The 25,927-nt window shown below is 67.4% G+C and carries 27 protein-coding genes; 18 read left to right on the plus strand and 9 right to left on the minus strand.

The window, feature by feature from the left end; translation table 11 throughout:
• Positions 1 to 27: 27 nt before the first annotated feature.
• The 5 genes from ahpC (at position 28) to K4043_RS13375 (ending at position 4,943) form a co-directional block, all read left to right on the plus strand.
• Entirely contained in the window at positions 28 to 591 is a 564-nt protein-coding gene (gene ahpC, locus K4043_RS13355) for an alkyl hydroperoxide reductase subunit C (RefSeq protein ID WP_123728411.1), read from the plus strand.
• Between the two features lie 151 nt (positions 592 to 742).
• Complete coding sequence (gene ahpF / locus K4043_RS13360; RefSeq protein WP_265309587.1) at positions 743 to 2,335, plus strand: alkyl hydroperoxide reductase subunit F; 1,593 nt, start codon at positions 743 to 745, stop codon at positions 2,333 to 2,335.
• A 91-nt stretch (positions 2,336 to 2,426) separates the two neighbouring features.
• Entirely contained in the window at positions 2,427 to 3,383 is a 957-nt protein-coding gene (oxyR, locus tag K4043_RS13365) for a DNA-binding transcriptional regulator OxyR (RefSeq protein ID WP_123728409.1), read from the plus strand.
• 137 nt (positions 3,384 to 3,520) lie between these two features.
• Positions 3,521 to 3,928, plus strand: a complete 408-nt coding sequence (gene rnk, locus K4043_RS13370; protein WP_123728408.1) for a nucleoside diphosphate kinase regulator — start codon at positions 3,521 to 3,523, stop codon at positions 3,926 to 3,928.
• A gap of 52 nt (positions 3,929 to 3,980) precedes the next feature.
• Entirely contained in the window at positions 3,981 to 4,943 is a 963-nt protein-coding gene (locus tag K4043_RS13375) for a transaldolase (protein ID WP_265309588.1), read from the plus strand.
• Positions 4,944 to 5,153: 210 nt separating this feature from the next.
• Here the strand turns inward: K4043_RS13375 and msrA are convergent, their stop codons facing one another.
• Both msrA and K4043_RS13385 read right to left on the minus strand, forming a co-directional pair.
• On the minus strand, positions 5,154 to 5,807 hold the full coding sequence (gene msrA / locus K4043_RS13380) for a peptide-methionine (S)-S-oxide reductase MsrA (protein ID WP_184997144.1): 654 nt from the start codon (positions 5,805 to 5,807) through the stop codon (positions 5,154 to 5,156).
• A 30-nt stretch (positions 5,808 to 5,837) separates the two neighbouring features.
• Positions 5,838 to 6,104, minus strand: a complete 267-nt coding sequence (locus K4043_RS13385; RefSeq protein ID WP_123728405.1) for a DUF2007 domain-containing protein — start codon at positions 6,102 to 6,104, stop codon at positions 5,838 to 5,840.
• Positions 6,105 to 6,295: 191 nt separating this feature from the next.
• On the opposite strand from K4043_RS13385, the gene K4043_RS13390 reads away from it, so the two are divergent.
• The 4 genes from K4043_RS13390 (at position 6,296) to K4043_RS13405 (ending at position 10,395) form a co-directional block, all read left to right on the plus strand.
• Positions 6,296 to 8,044 carry a glutamine--tRNA ligase/YqeY domain fusion protein gene (locus K4043_RS13390; protein WP_265309589.1) on the plus strand — a complete coding sequence of 583 codons (1,749 nt, stop codon included), beginning with the start codon at positions 6,296 to 6,298 and terminating at the stop codon, positions 8,042 to 8,044.
• Between the two features lie 202 nt (positions 8,045 to 8,246).
• The gene (locus K4043_RS13395) at positions 8,247 to 8,807 is read left to right on the plus strand and encodes a nucleoside deaminase (RefSeq protein ID WP_123728403.1); all 561 of its coding nucleotides are present in this window, start codon (positions 8,247 to 8,249) and stop codon (positions 8,805 to 8,807) included.
• A 24-nt stretch (positions 8,808 to 8,831) separates the two neighbouring features.
• Entirely contained in the window at positions 8,832 to 9,878 is a 1,047-nt protein-coding gene (rlmM, locus tag K4043_RS13400) for a 23S rRNA (cytidine(2498)-2'-O)-methyltransferase RlmM (RefSeq protein ID WP_265309590.1), read from the plus strand.
• A 115-nt stretch (positions 9,879 to 9,993) separates the two neighbouring features.
• Positions 9,994 to 10,395 (plus strand): EF-hand domain-containing protein, encoded by a 402-nt coding sequence (locus K4043_RS13405; protein ID WP_259261888.1) that lies wholly within the window; start codon positions 9,994 to 9,996, stop codon positions 10,393 to 10,395.
• 9 nt (positions 10,396 to 10,404) lie between these two features.
• Here K4043_RS13405 and K4043_RS13410 read toward each other — a convergent pair whose 3' ends face one another.
• Positions 10,405 to 11,580 (minus strand): UbiH/UbiF family hydroxylase, encoded by a 1,176-nt coding sequence (locus tag K4043_RS13410; RefSeq protein WP_123728401.1) that lies wholly within the window; start codon positions 11,578 to 11,580, stop codon positions 10,405 to 10,407.
• The gene (ubiH, locus tag K4043_RS13415; protein ID WP_265309591.1) at positions 11,577 to 12,782 is read right to left on the minus strand and encodes a 2-octaprenyl-6-methoxyphenyl hydroxylase; all 1,206 of its coding nucleotides are present in this window, start codon (positions 12,780 to 12,782) and stop codon (positions 11,577 to 11,579) included. Before ubiH ends, K4043_RS13410 begins: the two co-directional genes overlap by 4 nt.
• A 94-nt stretch (positions 12,783 to 12,876) precedes the next feature.
• Here ubiH and K4043_RS13420 point away from each other — a divergent pair, with 94 nt between their 5' ends.
• The 9 genes from K4043_RS13420 (at position 12,877) to K4043_RS13460 (ending at position 22,228) form a co-directional block, all read left to right on the plus strand.
• A complete protein-coding gene (locus tag K4043_RS13420; protein ID WP_123728399.1) occupies positions 12,877 to 13,461 on the plus strand; it encodes a hypothetical protein in 585 nt (194 codons plus the stop codon).
• An 18-nt stretch (positions 13,462 to 13,479) separates the two neighbouring features.
• Positions 13,480 to 14,034: a cob(I)yrinic acid a,c-diamide adenosyltransferase gene (locus tag K4043_RS13425; protein WP_123728398.1), complete on the plus strand. Its 555-nt coding sequence runs from the start codon at positions 13,480 to 13,482 to the stop codon at positions 14,032 to 14,034.
• A 34-nt stretch (positions 14,035 to 14,068) separates the two neighbouring features.
• Positions 14,069 to 14,980: a histone deacetylase family protein gene (locus K4043_RS13430; protein ID WP_123728397.1), complete on the plus strand. Its 912-nt coding sequence runs from the start codon at positions 14,069 to 14,071 to the stop codon at positions 14,978 to 14,980.
• Positions 14,981 to 15,096: 116 nt separating this feature from the next.
• Positions 15,097 to 17,526, plus strand: coding sequence for an LPS-assembly protein LptD (gene lptD, locus K4043_RS13435; RefSeq protein ID WP_265309592.1), 2,430 nt, complete (start codon positions 15,097 to 15,099; stop codon positions 17,524 to 17,526).
• Positions 17,523 to 18,872, plus strand: a complete 1,350-nt coding sequence (locus K4043_RS13440; protein ID WP_123728395.1) for a peptidylprolyl isomerase — start codon at positions 17,523 to 17,525, stop codon at positions 18,870 to 18,872. Before lptD ends, K4043_RS13440 begins: the two co-directional genes overlap by 4 nt.
• A 3-nt stretch (positions 18,873 to 18,875) precedes the next feature.
• Positions 18,876 to 19,856, plus strand: coding sequence for a 4-hydroxythreonine-4-phosphate dehydrogenase PdxA (gene pdxA, locus K4043_RS13445; protein WP_265309593.1), 981 nt, complete (start codon positions 18,876 to 18,878; stop codon positions 19,854 to 19,856).
• Entirely contained in the window at positions 19,853 to 20,683 is an 831-nt protein-coding gene (gene rsmA / locus K4043_RS13450; protein ID WP_152154483.1) for a 16S rRNA (adenine(1518)-N(6)/adenine(1519)-N(6))-dimethyltransferase RsmA, read from the plus strand. Before pdxA ends, rsmA begins: the two co-directional genes overlap by 4 nt.
• A gap of 122 nt (positions 20,684 to 20,805) precedes the next feature.
• Entirely contained in the window at positions 20,806 to 21,189 is a 384-nt protein-coding gene (gene apaG / locus K4043_RS13455) for a Co2+/Mg2+ efflux protein ApaG (protein WP_121042792.1), read from the plus strand.
• Positions 21,190 to 21,202: 13 nt separating this feature from the next.
• Positions 21,203 to 22,228 carry a symmetrical bis(5'-nucleosyl)-tetraphosphatase gene (locus K4043_RS13460; RefSeq protein ID WP_265309594.1) on the plus strand — a complete coding sequence of 342 codons (1,026 nt, stop codon included), beginning with the start codon at positions 21,203 to 21,205 and terminating at the stop codon, positions 22,226 to 22,228.
• Between the two features lie 43 nt (positions 22,229 to 22,271).
• On the opposite strand, the gene K4043_RS13465 is transcribed toward K4043_RS13460, so the two are convergent.
• The 5 genes from K4043_RS13465 to K4043_RS13485 form a co-directional block, all read right to left on the minus strand.
• A complete protein-coding gene (locus tag K4043_RS13465; RefSeq protein WP_265309595.1) occupies positions 22,272 to 22,763 on the minus strand; it encodes a dihydrofolate reductase in 492 nt (163 codons plus the stop codon).
• A gap of 11 nt (positions 22,764 to 22,774) precedes the next feature.
• Positions 22,775 to 23,569, minus strand: coding sequence for a thymidylate synthase (locus K4043_RS13470; protein ID WP_265309596.1), 795 nt, complete (start codon positions 23,567 to 23,569; stop codon positions 22,775 to 22,777).
• The gene (lgt, locus tag K4043_RS13475; protein WP_265309597.1) at positions 23,566 to 24,456 is read right to left on the minus strand and encodes a prolipoprotein diacylglyceryl transferase; all 891 of its coding nucleotides are present in this window, start codon (positions 24,454 to 24,456) and stop codon (positions 23,566 to 23,568) included. The genes K4043_RS13470 and lgt overlap by 4 nt, the downstream gene beginning before the upstream one ends.
• Before the next feature lie 84 nt (positions 24,457 to 24,540).
• Positions 24,541 to 25,029 (minus strand): TPM domain-containing protein, encoded by a 489-nt coding sequence (locus K4043_RS13480; RefSeq protein WP_123728389.1) that lies wholly within the window; start codon positions 25,027 to 25,029, stop codon positions 24,541 to 24,543.
• Positions 25,029 to 25,925, minus strand: coding sequence for a TPM domain-containing protein (locus K4043_RS13485; protein ID WP_265309598.1), 897 nt, complete (start codon positions 25,923 to 25,925; stop codon positions 25,029 to 25,031). The genes K4043_RS13480 and K4043_RS13485 overlap by 1 nt, the downstream gene beginning before the upstream one ends.
• Positions 25,926 to 25,927 lie beyond the last annotated feature (2 nt).

The following is a 25,927-nucleotide window of genomic DNA, read 5'->3' on the forward strand; positions in this document are numbered from 1 at the left end:
CCACCCCTTTCACCAAGAGGAACAACGATGTCGCTTATCAACACCCAGATCCAGCCGTTCGAAGCCAACGCCTACCAGAACGGCGAGTTCATCAAGGTCTCCGACAGCACCCTGAAGGGTCACTGGTCCGTGCTGATCTTCATGCCGGCCGCGTTCACCTTCAACTGCCCGACCGAGATTGAAGACGCCGCCGATCATTACGCCGAGTTCCAGAAGGCTGGCGCCGAGGTCTACATCGTCACCACCGACACGCACTTCTCGCACAAGGTGTGGCACGAAACCTCGCCGGCCGTCGGCAAGGCCCAGTTCCCGCTGGTCGGCGATCCGACCCACCAGCTGACCAACGCCTTCGGCGTGCACATTGCCGAAGAAGGCCTGGCCCTGCGCGGCACCTTCATCATCAACCCGGAAGGCGTGATCAAGACCCTGGAGATCCACTCCAACGAGATCGCCCGTGACGTCTCCGAGACCCTGCGCAAGCTGAAGGCTGCCCAGTTCACCGCCGCCAACCCGAACCAGGTGTGCCCGGCCAAGTGGAAGGAAGGCGAAAAGACCCTGACCCCGTCGCTGGACCTGGTCGGCAAGATCTAAGCTGCTCCTCATCCCCATCCCCGTCCGCCGGGGATGGGGGTGAACCCAAGCCGGTGCCCCACGCGCCGGTTTCGGTTCACCCCCATGTCGCGCAGATGCACCCGCGGGGTGCGTCGACGCTGTCCCCTTGCCTGATTCAAGGAGTTTTTCGATGTTGGATGCCAACCTCCAGTCCCAGCTGAAGACCTATCTGGAACGTGTCACCCGTCCGATCCAGATCACGGCGCACGCGGATGACGGCGCCAAGTCGCAGGAGATGCTCGAGCTGCTGGACACGCTGACTACGCTCTCCACGCAGATCCGCCTGGAGGTACGCCGCGACAGCAGCGAGCGCACGCCCTCGTTCGCGCTCACCACGCCGGGCCAGGACATCCACCTGGCCTTTGCCGGCCTGCCGATGGGCCATGAGTTCACCTCGCTGGTGCTGGCGCTGCTGCAGGTGGGTGGTCACCCCTCCAAGGCCACCGCCGAGGTGATCGAGCAGGTGCGCAACCTGGAGGGCGAGTACCGGTTCGAAACCTACTTCTCGCTGTCCTGCCAGAACTGCCCGGACGTGGTCCAGGCACTGAACCTGGCGGCGGTGCTGAACCCGCGCATCCAGCACGTCGCGATCGACGGCGGCCTGTTCCCGGCCGAGGTCGAAGCGCGCCAGATCATGTCCGTGCCGACCGTGTATCTCAACGGCGAAGTGTTCGATCAGGGTCGGATGTCGCTGGAGCAGATCGTGGCCAAGCTCGACACCGGCAGCAGCAAGCGCGATGCCGAAAAGCTCAGTGCCAAGGCGGCCTTCGATGTGCTGGTGGTCGGCGGTGGCCCGGCCGGTGCGGCCGCGGCGATCTATGCCGCACGCAAGGGCATCCGCACCGGTGTCGCCGCTGAACGTTTCGGTGGCCAGGTGCTGGATACGATGGCGATCGAGAACTTCATCTCCGTCACGGAGACCGAAGGTCCGAAGCTGGCCGCCGCGCTGGAACAGCACGTGCGCGAGTACGAGGTGGACATCATGAACCTGCAGCGCGCCACCGCGCTGGTCCCCGCCGGCGATGACGGCCTGGTCGAGATCAAACTGGAGAACGGCGCGTCGCTGAAGTCGCGCTCGGTGATCCTGTCCACCGGTGCGCGCTGGCGCCAGATGAACGTGCCCGGCGAAGATCAGTACCGCAACAAGGGCGTGGCGTACTGCCCGCATTGCGACGGTCCGTTGTTCAAGGGCAAGCGCGTGGCGGTGATCGGCGGTGGCAACTCCGGCGTGGAAGCAGCGATCGATCTGGCGGGTCTGGTGACGCATGTGACCCTTCTGGAATTTGATGACAAACTGCGCGCCGATGAAGTACTGCAGAAGAAGCTGCGCAGTCTGGGCAACGTCACCATCATCACCAGCGCCCTGACCCAGGAAGTGCTGGGCGATGGCCAGAAGGTGACGGGCTTGGTCTACCAGGACCGCGTCGGGGGCGATTCGCACCGGGTGGAACTGGAAGGCATCTTCGTGCAGATCGGTCTTCTGCCGAATACCGAATGGTTGAAGGACACGGTGGCGCTGTCACCGCGTGGCGAGATCCTGATCGACGACCGCGGCCAGACCAGCGTGCCGGGTGTCTTCGCCGCAGGCGATTGCACGACCGTTCCGTACAAGCAGATCGTCATCGCGATGGGCGCCGGTTCCACTGCGGCACTGAGCGCCTTTGATCACCTGATCCGAACCTCCGTTCCCAAGAGCAGCGGCGCTGTCGCCGAAGCTGCCTGAAACGTCCGGTTCCCGGTTCGCCGGGAACCCTGTCTGTCTGCTGGGTAAGCCACGCCATCACCCGGTCCATTACCGTGAGAGGTCCAAGGAAATGAACCTACGTGATTTGAAGTATCTGGTGGCGCTGGCCGACCACCGCCATTTCGGCAAGGCGGCTGCGGCCTGCTTCGTCAGCCAGCCCACCCTGTCCACCCAGATCCGCAAGCTCGAGGACGAGCTGGGTCTGCCGCTGGTGGAGCGCGCACCGCGCAAGGTCATGCTGACCCCGGCCGGGGTGGAAGCGGCCGCGCGTGCCCGCACCATCGTGGCCGAGGTGGAGCAGATGAAGGAAGCGGCGCGGCGCAGCCGCGATCCGGAAGCCGGCACGGTGCGGCTGGGGATCTTCCCCACGCTCGGGCCGTACCTGTTGCCGCATGTGATTCCCAACATCCGCGAACGTTTCCCGCAGCTGGAGCTGCTGCTGGTCGAGGAAAAGAGCGACGAGCTGCTGGCGCGACTGCGCGAAGGCAAGCTGGATGCAGCGTTGTTGGCGCTGCCGCTGGACGATGACCAGCTGCATGCGGAATTCCTGTTCGAGGAGCCCTTCCTGCTGGCCGTGTCCGGGCAGCATCCACTGGCACGCCGCCAGCATCTGGACGTGCAGGAGCTGTCCTCGCAGAAACTGCTGCTGCTCGAAGACGGGCATTGCCTGCGCGACCAGGCGTTGGCGGTCTGCCGGCTGTTCGGCGCCAACGAAAAATCCGAGTTCCGCGCGACCAGCCTGGAAACGCTGCGGCAGATGGTGGCCGCCGATGTGGGCATCACCCTGCTGCCGACGCTCTCGGTCAAGCCGCCGGTGCCGCGTTCGGAGAACATCCGCCTGCTGGATTTCAGCGGCGATGACCGCCCCAGCCGCCGCATCGCGATGGCCTGGCGCCGCAGTTCGGCGATGACCGGTTTCCTGGAGCAGCTGGCCCAGCAGTTCAAACGGCTGCCGCAGGGCCTGTTTGCGTTGGAAACCACTGATGTCCCGGGTGCCGGTGAGACACGCAGCGCCCGCGCAGGCTGAGCCGGACTGAACTGTCCGGCGGGGCCGATACGCCGGACGGGTCGCATCCGCCTACGATTGTCAGCACAATAGAACGAGGCGGTGCCAGCAGGCGCCGCCTTTTTACTGGGTCTTCCACACACGCAAGGAGCTACACCATGTCCACTTCCAGCGGACTGCCCCCTTCGATCATCGTTTCAAGCCACGACATGGACCGCCTGGATGCCATGCTCGAATCCCCCGCCGTGGCGCAGACGCCTGCCGCGCTCGCCCTGGCCCAGGAACTCAACCGTGCGACCGTTGTGGCGCCGGACGCGATGCCCGAGGGCACCGTCATGATGCATTCGCGCGTGGAATGCGAAGATGAGCTTCAGAACGAGAAACACGTGCTGACGCTGGTCTATCCGCGCGAAGCCGATGTTGAACAGGGCAAGGTCTCGATCCTTGCACCGGTGGGCACCGCCCTGCTGGGCCTGTCGGTTGGCCAGACCATGGACTGGGACGCGCCGGGTGGCCGTAAGCTGCGCCTGCGCGTGACCGCCGTTCACCACGCGTCTCACGCCTGACCCCTGCCTGCTTCGATCCGCGCAGGCTCCACCGTTTGTACCAGGAGTTGCAATGAGCACCGTTTCGCCGTCAAAACTCTCCCAGTTGCGTGATCTGTCCGTGGTAGTTGCCGATACCGGCGATTACGAGGCGATCAAGCGTTTGAAGCCGGTCGATTGCACGACCAATCCCACCCTGGTGAAGAAGGCGCTGGATCTGCCGGTGTATGCCGATCTGATCGAGAACGCGCTGGCCTGGGGTCGTGAGCAGGCCGGTGAGCGCGAGACCATCGTGCACGCGGTGGCCGATCGGCTGACCGTGGGCGTGGGTACGCTGCTCAGTACGCTGGTGCCGGGCCGTGTCTCGACCGAGGTCGATGCCGACCAGGCCCACGATACGGCGGCGACGGTGGCCAAGGCGCGCCAGTTCATCGCGATGTACGAGGCGGCCGGTGTGCCGCGCAGCAAGGTGCTGATCAAGATCGCGGCGACCTGGGAAGGCGTGGAAGCGGCGCGTCAGCTGCAGGCCGAGGGGATCGACTGCAACCTGACGCTGATCTTCAATCCGACCCAGGCCCTGGCCTGCAGTGAGGCCGGGGCATTCCTGATTTCGCCGTTCGTGGGCCGCATCCTGGATTGGTACGTGGCCAACGGGCAGGCGCCGGCGACCATCGATGAAGACCCGGGTGTGGTGTTCGTGCGCGGCGTCTATGCCGAGTTCAAGCGCCGCGGTTCGCCGACGGTGGTGATGGGCGCGTCGTTCCGTTCGACGGCGCAGATCGAGGCGCTGGCAGGCTGCGATCGCCTGACGATTTCGCCGGATCTGCTGGAAAAGCTGGACGCCGATCACGGTGCGCTGCCGCGCAGGCTGGTGGCAGGTGCGGCCGAGTCGGTGCAGGTGACGCCGATCGATGGGGCGCGGTTTGCGGCGGATCTGGCGGCCGATCCGATGGCGACGGAGAAGCTGGCCAGCGGTATCGATGCGTTCGCCAAGGATCTGGAGGCGTTGCGGCAGACGATCCGCGAGCGGCTGTAAGCGCTGGCGGGTGGATGGCTGCACGACAAAAGGCCCCGCTCATGCGGGGCCTTTTGTTTTTGGCGCGTACGGCAACGGCAACGGCAACGGCTCACTTTCGTTGGGGTTGGCGCGGTGTGGGTGGTGCGTTGGGGAGAGCAGTAGCGCGGCGAGCCTAGGGCTGTCTGCTGGACCTGGTAGGAGCCGACCGTTGGTCGGCTTTCTCCGCTATCAGGCATCCACGCCGATGGGGCAGCTGACGCCGGTGCCGCCGATGCCGCAGTAGCCGTTGGGGTTCTTGGCGAGGTACTGTTGGTGGTAGTCCTCGGCGTAGTAATACTCGGGCGCGGGGAAGACGATATCGGTGGTGATGGGGCCATAACCGCTGTCGTTGAGGCGCTGCTGGTAGGCGTCGCGACTCGTCAGGGCAGCGTCGTGCTGGGCCTGGGTGGTGGCGTGGATCGCGGAGCGGTACTGGGTGCCGGTGTCGTTGCCCTGGCGCATGCCCTGGGTGGGGTCGTGGCTTTCCCAGAAGACCTGGAGGAGGCGTTCGAGGGTGACGATGGCGGGATCGTAGACGACCTCGACGATTTCGGTGTGCCCGGTGAGGCCGGAGCAGACTTCTTCGTAGGTGGGGTTGGGGGTGACGCCACCAGCGTAACCGACCGAGGTCGAGTAGACGCCGGGAATGGTCCAGAATTTGCGCTCCGCGCCCCAGAAACACCCCATCGCAAAGCGGATGCGCTCCAGGCCGGTGAAGCTGTCTTTCAGCGGGTGGCTGTTGACGTAATGCTGGTTGTGCAGCAGCGGCAGGGGCTGGTCGCGGCCCGGCAACGCTTCTTCCGGGCGCGGCAGGCGCTGCTTGAAGGCGCCGATGCCCAACAGACCGTTTCCAATACCCAACATGGCGTTCTCCTAGGCCGGCAACAGGCCGGCGCTTTCGTCTCCGTCCAATATGGGGTCGTCCGGGGCCGCGCCCAAGTCCAGCTGGGCGACGATGTCTTCCGCTTCAGGACGGGCCAGATCGGGGACGCACACGCGCAGGACGCCGAACAGCGGGAGCTCGCCCATGCCGCCCAGCAGCGATTCGCCGAAGACGAAGGCGGGGATGCCGGCGTCCTCCAGGGCGTGTTTGACCAGATGGGCGTCGAACAGGTTGTCGGCCTGGTAGATCACGTGCATGGGGCGGCTCCGGAGGGCATGCGCCCAGCATACGCCCGGGGGCTGAAGGCGTGCCGACCCACCGAAGGGGCCGGGTGGTGCCGGCCTGCGGAAGGCGTGCCGACCAACGGTCGGCACCTACCCGTTTAGCCTGTCGCCTTGCGACAGGCTAAACTGTTGGTCTTTCTGCCTTTTAACTGCGACCGCGCATCATGTCCGAGCCTACCGCCGCCCCCACCGACGCCCTTCCGGAAGCCCAGGAAAAACGGGATTTCATCCGTCAGATCGTCCGCGAGGACCTGGCCGCCGGCAAGCATGCCGCGATCAAGACGCGCTTCCCGCCCGAGCCCAACGGCTACCTGCACATCGGCCATGCCAAGTCGATCTGCCTGAACTTCGGCATCGCCGGTGAGTTCAACGGCGTGTGCAACCTGCGCTTCGACGACACCAACCCGGCCAAGGAAGATCCGGAGTACGTGGCTGCGATCCAGGATGACGTGCGCTGGCTGGGCTTTGAGTGGAACGAGCTGCGGCATGCCTCGGATTACTTCGATGCCTACTACCTGGCCGCGCAGAAGCTGATCACCGATGGCAAGGCGTATGTGTGCGACCTGTCCGCCGAGGAAGTGCGCGCCTACCGCGGCACGCTCACCGAGCCGGGCCGTCCGTCGCCGTTCCGCGACCGTAGCGTCGAAGAGAACCTGGACCTGTTCCGCCGCATGCGCGCGGGCGAGTTCCCGGATGGTGCGCGTACCGTGCGCGCCAAGATCGACATGGCCAGCGGCAACATCAACCTGCGCGACCCGGCGCTGTACCGGATCAAGCACGTCGAACACCAGAACACCGGCACTGCGTGGCCGATCTACCCGATGTACGACTTCGCGCATGCGCTGGGCGATTCCATCGAAGGCATCACCCATTCGCTGTGCACGCTGGAGTTCGAAGACCACCGCCCGCTGTACGACTGGTGCGTGGACAACGTTGATTTCGCCCACCACGATGCGCTGACCCAGCCGCTGGTCGATCGCGGCCTGCCGCGTGAAGCTGCCAAGCCGCGCCAGATCGAATTCTCGCGGTTGAACATCAACTACACGGTGATGAGCAAGCGCAAGCTGATGGCGCTGGTCACCGAGCAGCTGGTGGATGGCTGGGAAGATCCGCGGATGCCGACCCTGCAGGGCCTGCGTCGCCGTGGCTATACCCCGGCGGCAATGCGCCTGTTCGCCGAGCGCGTGGGCATCAGCAAGCAGAACTCGCTGATCGACTTCAGCGTGCTGGAAGGCGCGCTGCGCGAAGACCTCGACAGTGCTGCCGCACGCCGCATGGCGGTGGTGGATCCGGTCAAGCTGGTGCTGACCAACCTGCCGGAGGGTCACGAAGAGACCCTGACCTTCTCCAACCATCCCAAGGACGAGGCGTTCGGGACCCGCGAGGTGCCGTTCGCACGCGAGCTGTGGATCGAGCGCGAGGATTTCGCCGACGTCCCGCCAAAGGGCTGGAAGCGTCTGGTACCGGGCGGCGAAGTGCGCCTTCGCGGAGCCGGCATCATCCGCTGCGATGAGGTGATCAAGGATGCCGATGGCACCATCACCGAACTGCGCGGCTGGCTGGATCCGGAATCGCGCCCGGGCATGGAAGGCGCCAATCGCAAGGTCAAGGGCACCATCCATTGGGTCAGCGCCGTGCACGCGGTGCCGGCCGAAATCCGCCTGTACGACCGTCTGTTCTCGGTGGCCAACCCGGACGACGAATCCGAGGGCAAGACCTACCGCGACTACCTCAACCCGGACTCGCGCCGCACCGTCACCGGCTATGTCGAGCCGGCCGCGGCCACCGCCGCGCCGGAACAGTCGTTCCAGTTCGAGCGGACCGGCTACTTCGTCGCTGATCGCCGCGATCACACCGCGGCCAAGCCGGTGTTCAACCGCAGCGTGACCCTGCGCGACACCTGGTCGGCGTAAGCTGCACCCGGCCGGTGCCAGGCACCGGCCGCCCGATGTCACCTACGCGGCCCTGCCATGGCAGGGCCTGCGCTCCAGCTCCCCTGCGACCGGCGCAGCCCTGCGCCGGCGTGCGCGTGGCCGTGTTCAGCGCGGGCACGGCATCCCTACGCGCGGCCCGATACACTGCCGCTGCTCCATCTTTGAAGAGGTTCATGTCCCGATGCTGTACGCGCAAGTCCATCTCACCCTGCCCGCCTGGATCCACGACCAGATCGATCTGGGCCGTGTCTATCCCGAGGATGCCGACAAGGTCGCGCTGGCGATCGAACTGTCGCGCCTGAATGTCGAGGCGCAGACCGGCGGCCCGTTCGGCGCCGTGGTGTTTGGGCCGGACCATCGTGTGATCGCCGCCGGCGTGAACCGCGTGGTCCCGCATACGACCTCGCTGGCGCATGCCGAGAACATGGCCTACATGCTGGCCCAGCAGCGCCTGCAGACCCCGCGCCTGAACGATGTGCTGTCGCCGATCACTCTGGCGACCTCCTCGCAGCCGTGCTGCCAGTGCTACGGCGCCACCATCTGGGCCGGTATCGATCGGCTGCTGATCGGTGCCAGCGCACAGGACGTGGAAGAACTCACCCCGTTCGACGAGGGTCCGCTGCCGGCGGACTGGATCGGCGAACTCAACAAGCGTGGCATCGAGGTCGTGCGCGACATCGAGCGCGACGCTGCACGCGCGGTCCTGCGCCAGTACGGAGAGATCAACGGTGCCCATTACTGATGTCCGCGCTTCGGGCGCGATGCGATGAGCGGCCTGCTGTGTCTGTGCCGCCAGGGCTTTGAACCGGAACTGGCCGCCGAGCTGTCCGAGCGCGCGGCGTATGCCAACGTGGCCGGCTATGCGCGCACCCAGCGCAATGACGGCTACGTGGTGTTCGTCACCGAGGAAGGCGCGGCGCTGTCCAAGGCCCTGTCCTGGCGCTCGCTGATCTTCGCCCGGCAGAAGCTGCAGGTGCTGGCCGAGCTGCCGCAGCTCGATGCCGCCGACCGCATTACCCCGATCATTGCCGCGCTTCAGGGGCAGCAACGCTTCGGCGACATGTGGGTCGAGCATCCGGACTCGGACGAAGGCAAGCCGCTGGCCGGCCTGGCCCGCGCGTTCGGCAATGCACTGCGCCCGGCGCTGCGCAAGGCCGGCCTGCTGACCGACAAGCCGAACACCGGCCTGCCGCGCCTGCACATCGTCTTCGTCGACGGTCGCCATGCCTTTGCGTGCGTGGCCGATACCCGCGACAGCGCGCCGTGGCCGCTGGGCATCCCGCGCCTGAAGCTGCTGCCCGATGCGCCTTCGCGCTCGGCGCTGAAGCTGGATGAAGCCCTGCTCACCCTGATGACGCCGGAAGAGCGCGAGCTGCTGGTCAAGCCGGGCATGCGCGCGGCCGATCTGGGCGCCGCACCGGGTGGCTGGACGTGGGTGCTGACCCGCCAGCACGTCAAGGTGATCAGCGTGGACAACGGCCCGTTGCGCGAGCACGTACTGGAGACCGGGCTGGTTGAACATCTGCGCGCCGATGGCTTCCATTGGCAGCCGGAGACCCCGCTGGACTGGATGGTCTGCGACATGGTCGAACAGCCGCGCCGCGTGGCCGAGCGCATGGCCACCTGGTTCCGTGAGGGCTGGTGCAAGCATGCAATCTTCAACCTCAAGCTGCCGATGAAAAAGCGCTGGGATGAAACCCGCCTGTGCCTGGAGCTGTTCCAGGAGCAGGCCGGCAAACCGCTGCACCTGCGCGCCAAGCAGCTGTATCACGACCGCGAAGAAATCACGGTGCTGGCTTCGCCGCTGCGCTGACCCACGCGCACCACAGGTAGAGCCGGGCCATGCCCGGCTGGCCGCGCAACGCGCGGCAATGATCGACGCACGCGCCGGGCACCCGGCGCCCCCACCTCAGATGTACGGAGTTTCCATGCGACGCCGATCCAGCCTCACCCTGCTGCTGACGTTGCTGCCCACGCTTGCCCTGGCCCAGGTCCAGGTCCGCACGCCGCTTCCGGCGGTCAGCGAACCGCTGCGCGAGGTGCCGGCCAGCGTGCGCGCGCAGCCGCTCTCGCAGGGTGAGGTGACCCATCAGGTGACGCTGGCCGCACCGGCCGGCGAAGCCGCGGTGACGGTGCGATCGGTGCAGCCGGTGAGCGTGGTCGGTCAGTACCGTATCGCGTTCGCGGCGCTGGATGTCGACGGCGACGGATTCATCAGCCGCGCCGAGGCGCAGGCCAACCCGACGCTGGCCGATGAATTCAACGCGCTGGACGTGAAGCGGCGCGGCACGCTGGACCGCGCCGATCTGGCCGGCTGGCTGATCGACTGAGCGCGCGGGTCACAACCCCGCCGCGCGCTTCCAGAACATCGATACCAGCGGCGGCAGCTTGCCGGCGCAGCCCAGCGCGCGACCGCGCGCCAGGGTCAGGTGCATCTCATCATTGGAGAACACCGTGTTGATCGCATCGAAACTGTACGCAGCGACGGTGTTTTCACTGCGGCGTTCGCGTGCCCAGCGCTGCAGGCGGTGCGGTGACATCCAGTCCTGGCGGCGCTGCTGTGCGGCCAGCACCATCGTCCGCAACGCAGCGACATCGCGCAGGCCGAGATTGACGCCCTGCCCGGCCAACGGATGCACCACATGCGCCGCATCACCGAGCGCGAGCACGCGGCCGGCGACGTAGCCGGTCGCCAATTGGCGGCGCAGCGGGAAGGCCGCGCGGCTGGAGGCCAGGGTCATCGCCCCCAGCCGCCCGGCAAAGGCATGGGTGAGCTCACGGCCGAAGGCGCTCTCGTCGAGTGCCAGCACGCGCTCAGCCTCGGCATCGGGCAGGGTCCATACGATCGAGCTGCGCTGCGCGCTGATCGGCAGCACCGCCAGCGGCCCAGTGACCAGGAAACGCTGCCACGCGGTGGCTTCATTGTTTTTTTCGGTATCCACGTAGGCAACCACGCCACGCTGGGCGTAGTCATGCCGGCTGACCTCCAGGCCGGCCAGTCGGCGCAGGGTGGATTCGGCACCGTCGGCGGCGATCGCCAGCGATGCTTCCAGCCGACGGCCGTCGTCCAGGCGCAGGCGCACCCCGTTGGCGTCCTGCTCCAGCGCTTCCACCCGGGCCGGGCAGCACAGCTGCACGCCGGCCGCCGGCAGCGCCGCCCACAGGCGGTCCACCAGCAGATCGTTCTCGACGATCCAGCCCAGTTGTTCACGGCCGAGCGTATCGGCATCGAAACGCAGTTCATCGCCGCCGGCCGCATCCCAGACCCGCATCCGGCGGTAGGCACAGGCACGCGCGGCAGTCACCGCCGGCCACACGCCGAGCGCGGCCAGCAGCTGGGCGTTGTCCGGCGCGAAGGCATACACGCGCAGATCCGGCTGCTGCGGCTGCCAGGCGGCCGGCTCGCGGCCTTCAACCAGCGTCACCGACAGCCCGGCATCGGCCAGGGCCAAGGCACAGGCCGCACCGACCACACCGCCGCCGACCACCACCACATCCTGCGGACGCCGGCTCACAGGCCTGCTCCGCGGCATAGCGCCGGCACCTGGCCACGGAAGCCCATCGCGCCGCCCACCAGCATCGACTGCATCGGCGTCGCTTGTGCGGCCAACAACCCAAGCGACCGCAGCGGCCGCATCAGCGGTGCCGGGTTGCTGGTCAATCGCGCCAGCCCACCGGAGAAGGCGATGGTCTGCTCGCGGTCTTCAAGACGCCGTGACACGTGTTCGCGCAGCAGCGCATCGCTGCCGGCATCGTCGGCATCGGCCACGAGTTCGGCCAGGGTCAGCGCATCGCGCAGGCCCAGGTTGAAGCCCTGCGCGCCCAGCGGATGGATGGTCTGTGCGGCATTGCCAAGCAGGACGGCACGCTCGCCGACCAATGCCTGCGACAGCACCTGGACCAACGGGTAGGCGCTGCGCGGCCCGCTCTCCAGCAACCGGCCGGCACGCCAGCCGATCGCACCCTGCAGGCGGCTCACCCACGCCGCATTGTCCAGCGCCATCACTGCCTCGGCCTGGTCGCGGGCAACACCGTGCACCGCACCGAAGTGGCGATCGCCACGCGGCAATAACGCGGTCGGGCCGGTGTCGGTGAAGCGCTCGTACGCGGTGCCGTCCGGCGCACGGGCGGCGCGCACCCGCGACACGAACAGGGTCTGCTCGAAATCATGCTCGTCCACCTCGATCCCCAGCGCCTCGCGCACGCCGCTGCGGGTCCCGTCGGCACCGACCACCAGCCGCGCCAGCAGGCAGCGCTCACCGCCGTCCTCGGCGATGAACACTTGGCGGTAGCCGTCCACCGTGGCGCCCAGGCGCACGAACCGGGCCGGGCGATAGCGGGTCAGGTGGGTCAGCGTGTCCAGCCGCGCTTCCAGCGCCTGGCCGAAATCGCGGGCGACCACCACCTGTCCGAACCACGGGCGCTGATACTGAGCGGCCTCCATCTGCACGCGGCCGAAGTCACCGGCGCGGCTCACATGGATACGGGTGATCGCCCCCGGCGCACCGGCCAGCATCTGCATCACGCCCAGCGCGGTCAGCGCATTGACGGTGGCGGCAGCAAAGCTGAGGTTGCGCTGGTCGAACACCGCCGGCAGGGTACCCAGCGGCGAGGCCTCGACCAGGCCGACATCGCGGCCGGCACGGTCCAGGGCAATGGCCAGGCTGGCACCGACCAGCCCGCCGCCTACGATCACTACATCATGTCGTTCACTCATGCCCGCCATGATAAGGGTTCGCCCGTTCCGGCGGCGTGCGGCGGGCTGCCGCAGCAGGCGCTAGAATGAATGTCTGCCCTCACCCGCCACCGCCATGACCTCCACTGCCCAACGCGCCTTTGTCCTGTCCGTGCTCGTGCTGTTGATGGCGGCCACCCGGGTCAACCATTTTGCGGCGATTCCGGATGCCTCCTGGGCGGTGTTCTTCATCGGCGGCTTCTATCTGCGCGCGTGGACCCGCTGGGCGTTCCCCGTGTTGATGGCGCTGGCGGTGCTGGTCGACTGGATCGTGATCCGCCGCAGCGGCCTGGATTTCTGGCAGCACTACTGCGTCTCCCCCGGCTACTGGATGCTGCTCCCGGCGTACTTCGCCATGTGGAGCGGCGGCATGCTCCTGCGCGGCGGCTATCACAGTGCTACCTGGGCCGCGCTGGGCAAGGGCGCCCTGCTGCTGGTCGCGGCGGTCGCGGTCTGCCATCTGTTCGCCCAGGGCGGCTTCTACTGGACCAGCGACAGCGTGGCAGCCCCTACCGTCGATGGCTGGGCGAAGAACTACGGCGACTGGTTCCTGCCGTACCTGCGCACGGCCGCCGTCTATGTCGGCCTGGCCGCCGCCCTGCAGCTGGCGACCGAGCAGGTCGGCAAGCTGCTGCAGGCGCGCCGCGACGTGCTGCACTGAGCGCGGCCGGGCTCACCGATGGGCAACCGCCTTTCCCGCATCTATACGCGCACCGGTGACGATGGCAGCACCGGCCTGGGCGATGGCAGCCGCGTGGCCAAGGACGATGCCCGCGTGGCCGCCTATGGCACGGTCGATGAGGCCAACTCGGCGCTCGGCGTGCTGTTGGCCGTGCCGCTGCCGGAGGATGTCCGCGCGCTGCTGACGGTGATCCAGCACCAGCTGTTCGATCTGGGCGGCGAGCTGTGCATCCCCGGCCATGCCGCCATCCACGCTGCCGACATCCAGGCGCTGGAACAGCAGCTGGACCACTACAACGCCGATCTGCCCGTGCTCAAGGAGTTCATCCTGCCGGCCGGCGGTGAAGCAGCCGCGCGCTGCCATCTGGCCCGCACCATCGTGCGCCGGGCCGAGCGCGACACGGTCACGCTGGCGCGCCGGGAGACGGTCCGCCCGGAAGCGCTGCATTACCTCAACCGTCTGTCGGACCTGCTGTTCGTGCTCGCGCGCGTGCTGGCCCGCGCCGACGGCCACGGCGAGGTGCTCTGGCGCCACGAGCGCCGCCACGCCTGAACGGCCCTGCCGCCCCACCGGATATTCTGCCCGCATGCTGGTTTTCACCCACCCCGCCTGTCTGCAACACGATCCCGGCCGCGGCCATCCCGAATGCCCGGCGCGACTGCAGGGGGTGCTGGATGCGCTCAAGGCGGCCTATCCGGACCAGCTGGACTGGCGCGAGGCCCCACCGGCCAAGCTCGGCGAGCTGGCCCGGGTGCACGACAGCGAACTGATCGATCTGGTGCTCACGCCGCAGACCGAGCCACTGCGCCTGATCGACATGGACACCATGACCTCGCCCGGATCAGCCAGCGCGGCCCTGCACGCCGCGGGTGCCGGGGTGGCGGCCGTCGATGCGGTGATGCTTGGTAGTGATCCGGTCGCGTTCTGCGCGGTGCGCCCGCCCGGCCACCACGCCAGTGCCAGCACCGCGATGGGCTTCTGTCTGTTCAACAACATTGCCATCGCCGCGGCCTACGCCCGCGATCGCTACGGGCTGGAGCGGATCGCCATCGTCGATTTCGACGTCCACCACGGCAACGGCACCCAGGACATTTTCATCGCCGACCCCGGCGTGGCGTACTACAGCACCCACCAGGCCGGCCTGTTCCCCAATTCCGGCCTGCGCCGGGACCGCGGAGCCGGCAACCTGATGAACATCCTGCTGCCCCCGGGCAGCGGCGGCTTCCGCTTCCGCAACACCTGGGCCGACGAGATGCTGCCGGCCATCGATGATTTCCGGCCCCAGCTGCTGCTGATCTCGGCCGGCTTCGACGCCCACATGCGCGACCCACAGGCCGACCTGATGCTGGAAACCGAGGATTTCGCCTGGATCACCACCGAGCTGCGTGGCCTGGCCCGGCGCCACGGCGCGGGCCGGATCGTCTCCATGCTGGAAGGCGGCTACGACCTGCAGGCCTTGGCCGAGTGCAGCGTGGCCCACGTCGGGCAGCTGCGCTGACGCCGCCTGGTCCGGGTGGCGAATGAACCCGGACCCCTGCATCAGCGCGACCTTCATTGCCCCTATGCAAGGGATGGGGCAAGCTACGATCCGTTTTCGCCCGAATCCGATACCGCGTGCGCCGAGCCCTCCGCCTGCTGCCCCTCCCCCTCAGTATCGCCATCTGCCTGCCGGCCCTGGCCGACGACAAGCCGGTGAACTGGGGCCTGTGCCCGGTTACCGACGTGCTGCCCGTGTTCGACGATGCGCCCAAGGCTGACAAAGCCGCGGCCGCGACGCGTGACCAGCAGCCGACCGATATCGAGGGTGACCAACTCACCGGCACCTCCGTGGTGCCCAACTACCAGGGCAACGTCGCGCTCAAGCGCGGTGACCAGTTCCTGGGGACCGACAACCTGAGCTTCGATACCGAGAGCGGCAATTACGTCGCCGAGGGCAACGTCCGCTACCAGGACTCCTCGATCCGGATGAAGGCCCGTCGCGCCGAGGGCAACCAGGAAAGCGACACCCACAAGATCAGCGACATCCAGTACCAGCTGGTGTCCCGCCGCGGCAATGGCGGTGCCGAATCGATCGACCTGCAGGGTGCGGTCGGCCAGATGCATCGTTCCACTTACACCACCTGCGATCCCTCGCAGCCGGTGTGGAAGCTGTCGGCCCCGCAGATCGAGGTCGATAACGACGCCGGCTTCGGTACCGCACGCAACGCGGTGCTGCGCATCGGCAAGGTGCCGGTGCTGTGGGCGCCGTACTTCAAGTTCCCGATCGATGATCGCCGCCAGACCGGTCTGCTCTACCCGCAGATCGGCCTGTCCGGCCGCAACGGCTTCGACTACACCCAGCCGATCTATCTGAACCTGGCGCCGAACTTCGACGACACCCTGATGCCGCGCTACATGAGCAAGCGCGGCTTCATGCTCGACAACGAGTTCCGCTATCTCTACGACGGTGGGCGCGGCGAGCTGCTGACCGCCTACCTGCCCAACGACAAGCTGCGCGACAAGGATCGCGGCCGCGTGGAGTTTGGGGGGTACCACAACATCAATGCCAACTGGCAGGCCCGTGCGAATCTGGCCTGGGTCAGCGATGAGCGCTATCTGGAGGATTTCTCCAACAAGCTGCTCGGCGTGACCACCTCCAACCTGCAGAGCCAGATCGGCATCTACGGCACCGGCGAGAACTGGACCGGCGGCCTGATGGCCGACTACTGGCAGCTCACCGATTACACGCTGACCGAAGCGTCCCTGCCGTACGCGCGCCAGCCGCGCCTGTTCGTCAACTGGGACAAGCCGCTGCTGCCGTGGCTGGAAACCGGCGTGTATGCCGAAGCGGTGAACTTCACGCATCTGGACGTGCACGGCAAGATCATCGATGCCGAAGGCGAATTCGTCCGCGACGGCCTGCCGCCGACGCGCATGGACGGTGGCTCGCGCCTCGATATCAAGCCCTATGTCTCGATGCCGTTCAGCGGCGCAGCCTGGTACGTCACCCCGACCTTGGCCTACCGCTACACCGGCTATGACCTGGAACGTGGCCTCGCCGACAGCATCCGCCGCAGTCAGTTGACCCCGGAACAGTTGGCGGTTGCCACCCCCGACCAATTGCGCGGCAACACCTCGCCGAGCCGCAGCCTGCCGATCGGCACCATCGACGCAGGGCTGTTCTTCGACCGCGAGACCACCATCGGCGGCACGCGCTTCCTGCATACGCTGGAACCGCGTCTGTTCTACCTGCGTACGCCGTACCGCGACCAGAGCGATCTGCCGGTGTTCGATACGCGTGACTTCACCTTCAGCTGGGGCCAGCTGTTCCGCGACTCGCGCTACTCCGGCGCCGATCGCCAGAATGACGCCAACCAGCTGACCATGGCGGTGAGCACCCGCTTCATCGACCAGGACACCGGCAAAGAGCGCTTCTCCGGCAGCATTGGCCAGATCCTGTACTTCGATGATTCCCGGGTCACCCTCAACAGCAGCGAAACCCCGGTGGAACAGGGCAAGTCGGCCTGGATCGCGGACGCCAACTACGCCATCAACGACCGCTGGAACCTGGGCGCCACCTATCAGTGGGATCCCAAGTACAAGCGTGAGGATCTGGCCAGCGTGCGCGCGCGCTACCTGATGTCCAACGATGGCGTGGTCAACCTGACCTACCGCCACCGCTTGAACCCCAACGGCAGCGAGTTGCTGGAACAGGCCGACCTGTCCTTCCTCTATCCGCTCAACGAGCGCTGGAGCCTGGTGGGTCGCTACTACTACTCCATCCAGGATCGCGCGCCGCTGGAAATCATCGGCGGCGTGCAGTGGGACAGCTGCTGCCTGGCCGTTCGCGCCATCGCCCGCCGCTACGTCCGCAACCGCGAAGGCGAGCTCAACAACTCCTTCCAGATCGAGTTCGTGCTCAAGGGCCTGAGCTCCATCGGCCAGAACACGGACCGCACCTTGCGCCGTGCTATTCTCGGCTACTACCGAGACGACCTCTATCTGGTGCCGCCCAGCAACACCGGTGCGGCCCGCGATGACTACGATCCGAATCTGATCCCATGACCAAGACCCTTCCCGTACTCCTTGCCTCCCTGCTGGCGGTCTCCTCCGCGACGGCCCCGTTGCAGGTAATGGCACAGCAGAGCCAGCGTCTGGACCGCATCGCGGCGATCGTCGATGAGGACGTCGTGCTGCAGAGCGAACTGGACCGTGCCGTCCAGAACATCAAAGCGCAGTACGCCGGTCGCGAAAACCAGCTGCCGCCCGATGACGTGCTCAACCGCCAGGTGCTCGAGCGCCTGGTCCTGGTCAAGCTGCAGGTCGCCCGCGCTGAGAGCAGTGGCATCAAGGTCAGCGATCAGGAATTGAACCAGGCGATCAACGCCATCGCCCAGCAGAACGGCTCCACCCTGGATGCCCTGCGCCAGCGGCTAGCCAGCGACGGCCTGGATTTCAACGATTTCCGCAATTCGGTCCGTGACGAGATCACCGTGCAGCGCCTGCGCCAGAGCTTTGCGCAGAGCCGCATCTCGGTCAGCGAAGGCGAAGTGGATGGCGCGCTCAAGCAGCAGGCCACCGTCGGTACCCAGTACCACCTGGCGCACATCCTGATCGGCCTGCCCGAAGGGGCCACCGCCGAGCAGATCACCACCGGCCAGAAGAAGGCCGATGGCGTGAAGGCGCTGCTGGACAAGGGCGAGATCGACTTCAACGCCGCGGCGGTCCGTTATTCGGACAGCCCCAACGCGCTGGAAGGCGGCGACCTGGGCTGGCGTTCGCTGGATGAAATCCCGAATGCGTTCGCCCAGATGATGAAAGACATGAAGTCCGGCGACGTGGTCGGTCCGCTGCGTGGCCCGAGCGGCTTCCAGCTGCTGAAGCTGGTCGAGGTGCGTGACGCCAACGCCACCGCAGGCGGTGGTCAGAGCATCACCGAGTACCACGCCCGCCACATCCTGGTCCGCATCACCGACCAGCAGGACAACGCCGCGGCCAAGGCCAAGATCGATACCCTGCGCGCCCGCATTGCCGGCGGCGCCGAGTTCGATGCGGTAGCCAAGGAATCCTCGGAAGACAACAACAGCAAGGGCCAGGGCGGCGATCTGGGCTGGTTCCCGGTCGATGCGTTCGGTCCGGACTTCGGCAAGCAGGTTGAAGGCGTCGCTGACGGTGGCGTCAGCCAGCCGTTCCGCACCGATGCCGGCTGGCACATCGTCCAGCGCGTCGCCACGCGCCAGACCGATGCCACCACCGACAACCAGCGCGCCCAGATCCGTGAAACGATCGGCCGTCGCAAGCTGGAGGAAGAGTACAACCGCTTCCTGCAGGAACTGCGTGGCGAAGCCTACGTGGACATGCGCGGCAACACGCCTGCTGGCGCCGCAGCCCCCACCCCGCCGCAGTCCTGATCGATGCTCCCGCAGCTCGCGCTGGTCCCGGGCGAGCCGGCGGGGGTCGGCCCGGAGCTTTGCCTCCGTCTGATCCAGCAGCCGCGCACTGATTGCCGGCTGCTCGCCTTCGCCGACCCGGATACCCTGCACGCCGCCGCCGCGGCGCTGTCGCTGCCGCTGCAGCTCCTGCCTGAAGATGCCATCGCCCGCCAGCCGGGCGATCTGCCGTTGCGCGCGGTCCCCAATGCCGTGCCGTCGCGCTTCGGTACGCCGGATGCGGCCAACGCCGGGGCCGTGATCGGCGCGCTGCGTCAGGCCGGTCAGGCCTGCCTGTCCGGTGCACTCGCCGGCGTGGTCACCGGCCCGGTGCATAAGGCGGTCATCAACGAGGGCGGCATCGCCTACAGCGGCACCACCGAACTGCTGGCCGACCAGGCCCGTTCGCCGGTGGTGATGATGCTGGCCAATGACATCGTGCGCGTGGCGCTGGCGACCACCCACCTGCCGCTGCGGGCGGTCGCCGATGCGATTACGGCCGATGGTCTGGCACTCACCCTGCAGATCGTCCACGACGCCCTGCAGCGCGATTTCGGCCTGGCCTCGCCGCGCATCGCCGTGCTCGGGCTCAACCCGCACGCCGGCGAAGACGGCCACCTGGGCCGCGAAGAACGTGACCTGATCATCCCGCTGCTGGAGCGCCTGCGCGCCCAGGGCATGGACCTGGTCGGGCCACTGCCGGCCGACACCGCCTTCCTGCCGGCCAAGCTGGCCGGGTTCGACACGGTGCTGGCCATGTACCACGACCAGGGCCTGCCGGTGCTCAAGTACAGCGGCTTCGAGCAGGCCGTCAACATCACCCTGGGCCTGCCCTACCCGCGCGTCGCGGTCGACCATGGCACCGCCCTGGACCTGGCCGGCCGCGGCGTGGCCGACCCTTCCAGCCTCCTCGCTGCCACCGCGCTGTGTGCCCGGCTGGCGCGCCAACGTACACTGGTGTCATGACTTCTTCGTATTCCTCCTCCGGCGCCCCCGGTTTCTCCGGCCCCGCCAAGAAGCAGCTCGGCCAGCACTTCCTCGCCGACCGCAGCTATATCGACAAGATCGTCCTGGCGGTCAGCCCGAAAGACGGCGACCGTCTGGTCGAGATCGGCCCCGGCCAGGGCGCGATCACCCTGCCGCTGCTGCGCCGCCACCCGAAGCTGACCGTGATCGAGTTCGATCGGGATCTGGTCGGCCCGCTGGCCGCCGCCGCCGAGCCGCTGGGCGAGATGACCATCATCCACCGCGACGTGCTGCAGGTGGACTTCACCGAGTTGGCCGCCGGCAGCCCGATCCGCCTGGTCGGCAACCTGCCCTACAACATCTCCTCGCCGATCCTGTTCCATGCCCTGGACCACGCCGCGGTGATCACCGACATGCACTTCATGCTGCAGAAGGAAGTGGTCGACCGCATGGCCGCCGATCCGGGCAGCAAGGTGTATGGCCGACTGAGCGTGATGCTGCAGGCGTTCTGCAAGGTGACCTCGCTGTTCGTGGTGCCGCCGGGTGCGTTCCGCCCGCCGCCCAAGGTCGATTCGGCGGTGGTGCGACTGGTCCCGCGGGATCCGGCCACGGTCGGCATCCTGGACCGCAAACGCTTTGCCCATGTGGTCAAGGCCGCCTTCGGGCAGCGCCGCAAGACCCTGCGCAATGCGCTGCAGAACGTGTGCACGCCCGAGCAGTTCGAGGCGGCCGGTGTGCGCAGCGATGCCCGTGCCGAGCAGTTGGACGTGGCGCAGTTCATCGCGCTGGCCAACGTCCCGTACGAGGCTGACGCGCCGCAAGGTTGAGCGCGCCACCTCGTGGCCCTCACCGGCCGCGCGCACGTGGAACCGCCTGACATCCATGACGGGGGCGCTGCCAGCTTGGCAGCACTCATCTCATCGTGCACAACATTCACTAAACTGCCTGCATGAACGACGCTGCAAACTACGCGATCTCCGTCGAGGTCGCCCCCCGCTTCCTCGATGACCAGTCCACCCCGGAGGACGGCCGCTACGCGTTCGCCTATACGATCCGCATCCTCAACCGGGGCCGCGTCGCGGCACGGCTGGTGGCCCGCCACTGGCGGATCACCGATGCCAATGGCCGCATCGAACATGTCGACGGCGATGGGGTGATCGGCGAGCAGCCGCGGCTGCGCCCCGGTGAAGACTTCCGTTACACCTCCGGTGTCATGCTGGAGACCGAGCACGGCACGATGCAGGGGCACTACGACATGGTGGCCGACGACGGCACCGAGTTCGCCGCCCCCATCGCGCCGTTCGTCCTGACCGTTCCGCGCACACTGCACTGATGGAGGCGCACGCATGAGTGTCTGGGCCATCGGCGACCTGCAGGGCTGCTACGACGTCACCCAGCGGTTGCTGGAAAAAATCAAGTTCGACCCCGCGGTCGACAAGCTGTGGTTCTGCGGCGATCTGGTCAACCGCGGTGGGCAGTCGCTGGAAACCCTGCGCCTGGTCCATTCGCTGCGCGAGAGCAGCGTGATCGTACTGGGCAACCATGACCTGTCCCTGCTCGCGGTCGGTGCACGCACCGAGGAAGAGCAGCGCAAGGTCAATCCGGACCTGCTGCGCATCGTGCAGGCCGAGGACCGCGACGAGCTGCTGGACTGGCTGCGCCTGCAGAAGCTGGCCCATGTGGACCGCGAGCTGGGCTGGATGATGATCCACGCCGGGCTGGCCCCGAAGTGGACCACCCAGCTGGCCGAAAAGCATGCGCGCGAGGTCGAGCAGCAGCTGCACGGCAGCGGCTACCGCAAGCTGTTCCGCAACATGTACGGCGACAAGCCCAGCTGGTCACCCGGCCTGGCCGGCTACGACCGCTCGCGCGCGATCATCAATCTGTTCACCCGCATGCGTTACTGCACGCCGCGGGGCCGGATCGGGATCGAAGACAAGGGCACGCCGGGCACGCAGGAACAGGGCCTGTACCCCTGGTTCGAGGTGCCGGGCCGCGCCGAGCGCGATCTGAAGATCGTCTGCGGGCATTGGTCCGCCTTGGGCCTGACCATCACCCAGGGCGTGCATGCGATCGATACCGGCGCGGTCTGGGGTGGCAAGCTCACCGCACTGCAGCTGGATACCGACGAACTGCGCGTGGTGCAGGTGCCGGGCCGCGATGTGCCCAAGCCGGTGTCCGCGCCGCGTCCGCCGGCACGCCGACTGACTGCCGAGGGTGCCCAGCCGAACGGGCGTCCGCCGCGGCAGGGGCAAGGCCAAGGGCGCGACCGTGGCCGTGGTGGCCAGGGCCGACAAGGCGGGGGCGCGAAGCCCGCGCAGAACGCTGAGCAGCAGCCGCAGAAAAACGACGTCACCAGCGACGCCGAATGATCCGCAGGCCGGTCAGTACGACCGGCCTGCCTGCAGCGCGCGCTCAGGCGCGGCGGTAATCCACGAAATCGAACGCGAACGCGTGCCGCTGGTCGGCCGCATGGTGTTCGCGCGCCACTTCCACCCACAGCGCCGGATCGACGGGCGGGAAATGGGTATCGGCTGGTACAGTGGTCTGTACCCAGGTCAGGTGCAGATCGGTGGCTTGGGCCATGGCCAGGCGATAGATCTCGCCGCCGCCGATGACGCACAGCTCCTCCGCCCCCGCAGCGCCCGCTGCCTGCAGCCCCTGCTCGATCGAGGCCACCGCGTGCATGCCGTCGAACGGCACCTGCCCGCTGCGGGTCAGCACCAGATTCAACCGGCCCGGCAAGGCACGGCCGAGCGACTGCGCGGTCCTGCGCCCCATCAGGATCGGCTTGCCGACGGTCAGCGCCTTGAAGCGCTTGAGATCGTCCGGCAGCTTCCATGGCAGGTCGTTGTCACGGCCAATGCCGTGGTCGGTGTCCAGCGCGGCGATCAGGGAGAGCTTCATGCGCGTGTTGCTCACACCGCCACCTGGGCCTTGATCGCCGGGTGCGGGTCGTAGCCATCGATGCGGATGTCATCGAACTGGAAACCGAACAGATCGGTCACGTCGGGGTTCAGCCACAATTTCGGCAGCGCGCGCGGCTCACGCGCGAGCTGTTCGCGGGCCTGCTCGACGTGGTTCGAGTACAGGTGCGCGTCGCCCAGGGTGTGCACGAAATCGCCGACGCCCAGCCCGGTCGCCTGCGCCACCATGTGGGTCAGCAGCGCATAGCTGGCGATGTTGAACGGCACGCCGAGGAAGATGTCACCGCTGCGCTGGTAAAGCTGGCAGCTGAGCTTGCCGTCCACCACATAGAACTGGAACAGGTTGTGGCACGGCATCAACGCCATCTGCGACAGCTCGCCCACGTTCCAGGCGCTGACCACCAGCCGGCGTGAATCCGGGTTGCGCTTGATCTCGTCCACCAGCCACTGCATCTGGTCGATCGCCCCGCCATCGGCGGTGGCCCAGCTGCGCCACTGCTTGCCGTAGATCGGGCCGAGATCGCCGTTGGCATCGGCCCACTCGTCCCAGATCCGCACCTGGTGGTCCTTCAGATACCCGATGTTGGTATCGCCTTTCAGGAACCACAGCAGCTCATGGATGATCGAGCGCAGGTGCAGTTTCTTGGTGGTGACCAGCGGGAAGCCGTCATTGAGGTTGAAGCGCATCTGCCAGCCGAACACGCTGCGCGTGCCGGTGCCGGTGCGGTCGGATTTCTCCGTGCCGTGCTCCAGCACATGTGCGAGCAGATCGAGATAGGTCTTCATGCCTTGGCGCCTTCAGGGGCGACCGGCAGCACAGGCTGCAGGACCGGTGCGCGACGCGACAACGCCAGCAGCACCAGGCCAAAGGCCACCAGCGGCAGGCTGAGCAGCTGGCCACGGGTGAACCAGTCGAAGGCGAGATAGACGCCATTGTCCGGCATGCGCACGAACTCCACCGCGAAGCGGAAGATGCCGTACATCAGTGCGAACAGGCCGGCGATCACGTAGCGGTGGCGCGGCTTGGCCGACACCACCCACAGCACGAGGAACATCACCAGGCCTTCCAGCAGCGCTTCATACAGCTGCGAGGGATGGCGGGCGTACTGGTTGAGCGCGCCGGTGGCGAACTCGGCCTTGAGCGTTGTCAGATCCAGCCCGTTCAACGGCGCCGGCAGGCCGCTCGGGAACACCACGCCCCAGCTGCCGTCGGTGTACTTGCCCCACAGCTCGGCGCCGATGAAGTTGCCGATGCGCCCGAAGCCCAGGCCCAACGGGACCAGCGGGGCGACGAAATCGAGGGTGTCGAACAGATGCAGGCGATGCTTGCGCGACCACCACCACGCGGCGAGCAGCACGCCGAGCAGGCCACCGTGGAAGCTCATGCCGCCGTCCCACACCTTGAACAGCAGCAGCGGGTTGTGCAGGAATTCCGAGGTCGCGTAGAACAGCATGTAGCCCACGCGGCCACCGACAACCACGCCGAGCATCGCGTAGAACAGCAGATCGGAGAAGCCGTTGGCATCGACCCCGGGCAGGCGCCCGGCCGCGATCCGCTTGCGCCCCAGCCACCAGGCAGCGGTGAAGCCGAGCAGGTACATGATGCCGTACCAATGCACCTTGATCGGCCCGAGCGAAATGGCGATGGGGTCGATATCGTGGAAATAGATCATGAAGGGCGCCTTGCAGGGATGCCGATATTCTAGCGCCGCCCGGGAGCGGCCTCGCGGCGGCCGCGATCGCGCGATTGCCGGGCTTCAGCCCAGCATCTGGGGCGTGTCCGGCAGGCCGTCATCGTGTGACCCCGGAACCGGCGGATAGTGCCCGGCCAGCAGGTCCGAAACCTCTTCGATCGCCAGCAGTACCGCCTCCTGCAGGGCACCCTCACGCAGCCGCTGCTGCATGTGCGCGCAGATCGCGTGCCACTGCGCCTCACCGATGCGCCCGCGCAGGCCGCGGTCAGCGACCAGCTCGATGGCATGGTCGGCCAGCAGCAGGTAGATCAGTACGCCGTTGTTGTGTTCGGTATCCCAGGTGCGCAACTGGGCGAAGGCCTGCTCAGCGCGCTGCTGCGCGGTGATGCCCTGCCACAACGCGGCCAGCGCCAGATCCGCTTCCACCGCGAACATCACCTGACCACCGTGGCGCCGCTCGCCGGCGGTGATCGCATCGGTGATCGCCTGCAGATGTGCGGGTGGGAAGGCGCGTCGCACCGACGGGGAGAACACGTGCCGGAGCCAGCGCATCACCAGCCTCCCGAGGCGCCACCGCCTCCCGAACGTCCACCCCCTCCGCCCCAGCCGCCTCCACCGCCGCCGAAGCCACCCCCGCCGCCACCGAACCCGCCACCGCCCCAGCCCCCACCACCCCAGCCGCCACTGCGTGCGAACACGCCGCCGCGACCGGCCGACGTCAGGCCGACCAGCAGCCCCACCACGGCGGCCGCGCCACTGGCGACCACCAGCGAGGTGAACAGGAACGCGGCCACCCCGGCCCCGGCACCGCTCGCCAGCGCGCGCAGCGGTCGCGGCAGCCAGCCCAGGATGCCGCGCAGGAACAGACCGGCAAACAGGCCGATGCCCAGCGCCATCGTCCAGTTGCCACCCGCCGGGGCGTCCTGGGTGCGATGCGTGCTGACCGGCGCGGGCAGCGCCTCGCCGTCGATCAGCTTGACCAGCGCGGCGCTGGCGTCGGTGAGGCCACCGGCATAGTCGTTGCTACGGAAACGCGGGGCCAGGTACTCCTGGATCACCCGGTTGGCGATCGCATCCGGGATCGCGCCTTCCAGGCCGTAGCCCGGCTCGATGCGGACCCGGCGATCGTCCTTGGCCACCACCAGCAGCACGCCGTCATCCACGCCCTTGCGGCCGATGGACCACTGCTCGAACACGCGCTGGGTGTACTGCTCGATGGTTTCCGGCGCGGTGGTCGGCACCATCAGGATCTGCAGCTGGCTGCCCTTGCGCTGCTGCAACGCCAACGCCTGCGCCTCCAGCGCCTGGATCTGCGCCGCATCCAGGGTGCCGGTGGTGTCGACCACCGGCGAGGACATCGCCGGGATCGCCGCCTGGGTCTGCGCCCAGACAGGCAACGCCAGCGCCAGGCAGAGCAGCAACAGGCAGCGCAGCAGGCGCATGGTCACGG

This window comes from Stenotrophomonas sp. SRS1 (genome assembly GCF_026130205.1).
GTDB lineage: Bacteria > Pseudomonadota > Gammaproteobacteria > Xanthomonadales > Xanthomonadaceae > Stenotrophomonas > Stenotrophomonas rhizophila_B.

Excerpts from the sequence above, each read along its gene's own strand:
- ahpC (WP_123728411.1), top strand. The coding sequence starts at position 28 with ATGTCGCTTATCAACACCCAGATCCAGCCGTTCGAAGCCAACGCCTAC.
- K4043_RS13425 (WP_123728398.1), top strand. The coding sequence starts at position 13,480 with ATGGGCAACCGCCTTTCCCGCATCTATACGCGCACCGGTGACGATGGC.
- K4043_RS13405 (WP_259261888.1), top strand. The coding sequence starts at position 9,994 with ATGCGACGCCGATCCAGCCTCACCCTGCTGCTGACGTTGCTGCCCACG.
- K4043_RS13465 (WP_265309595.1), bottom strand. The coding sequence starts at position 22,763 with ATGAAGCTCTCCCTGATCGCCGCGCTGGACACCGACCACGGCATTGGC.
- pdxA (WP_265309593.1), top strand. The coding sequence starts at position 18,876 with ATGCTCCCGCAGCTCGCGCTGGTCCCGGGCGAGCCGGCGGGGGTCGGC.
- K4043_RS13480 (WP_123728389.1), bottom strand. The coding sequence starts at position 25,029 with ATGCGCTGGCTCCGGCACGTGTTCTCCCCGTCGGTGCGACGCGCCTTC.
- K4043_RS13440 (WP_123728395.1), top strand. The coding sequence starts at position 17,523 with ATGACCAAGACCCTTCCCGTACTCCTTGCCTCCCTGCTGGCGGTCTCC.
- rsmA (WP_152154483.1), top strand. The coding sequence starts at position 19,853 with ATGACTTCTTCGTATTCCTCCTCCGGCGCCCCCGGTTTCTCCGGCCCC.
- K4043_RS13470 (WP_265309596.1), bottom strand. The coding sequence starts at position 23,569 with ATGAAGACCTATCTCGATCTGCTCGCACATGTGCTGGAGCACGGCACG.
- apaG (WP_121042792.1), top strand. The coding sequence starts at position 20,806 with ATGAACGACGCTGCAAACTACGCGATCTCCGTCGAGGTCGCCCCCCGC.
- rnk (WP_123728408.1), top strand. The coding sequence starts at position 3,521 with ATGTCCACTTCCAGCGGACTGCCCCCTTCGATCATCGTTTCAAGCCAC.
- K4043_RS13385 (WP_123728405.1), bottom strand. The coding sequence starts at position 6,104 with ATGCACGTGATCTACCAGGCCGACAACCTGTTCGACGCCCATCTGGTC.
- oxyR (WP_123728409.1), top strand. The coding sequence starts at position 2,427 with ATGAACCTACGTGATTTGAAGTATCTGGTGGCGCTGGCCGACCACCGC.
- rlmM (WP_265309590.1), top strand. The coding sequence starts at position 8,832 with ATGAGCGGCCTGCTGTGTCTGTGCCGCCAGGGCTTTGAACCGGAACTG.
- ubiH (WP_265309591.1), bottom strand. The coding sequence starts at position 12,782 with ATGAGTGAACGACATGATGTAGTGATCGTAGGCGGCGGGCTGGTCGGT.
- ahpF (WP_265309587.1), top strand. The coding sequence starts at position 743 with ATGTTGGATGCCAACCTCCAGTCCCAGCTGAAGACCTATCTGGAACGT.
- K4043_RS13390 (WP_265309589.1), top strand. The coding sequence starts at position 6,296 with ATGTCCGAGCCTACCGCCGCCCCCACCGACGCCCTTCCGGAAGCCCAG.
- K4043_RS13460 (WP_265309594.1), top strand. The coding sequence starts at position 21,203 with ATGAGTGTCTGGGCCATCGGCGACCTGCAGGGCTGCTACGACGTCACC.
- K4043_RS13420 (WP_123728399.1), top strand. The coding sequence starts at position 12,877 with ATGACCTCCACTGCCCAACGCGCCTTTGTCCTGTCCGTGCTCGTGCTG.
- lgt (WP_265309597.1), bottom strand. The coding sequence starts at position 24,456 with ATGATCTATTTCCACGATATCGACCCCATCGCCATTTCGCTCGGGCCG.
- K4043_RS13375 (WP_265309588.1), top strand. The coding sequence starts at position 3,981 with ATGAGCACCGTTTCGCCGTCAAAACTCTCCCAGTTGCGTGATCTGTCC.
- K4043_RS13430 (WP_123728397.1), top strand. The coding sequence starts at position 14,069 with ATGCTGGTTTTCACCCACCCCGCCTGTCTGCAACACGATCCCGGCCGC.
- K4043_RS13395 (WP_123728403.1), top strand. The coding sequence starts at position 8,247 with ATGCTGTACGCGCAAGTCCATCTCACCCTGCCCGCCTGGATCCACGAC.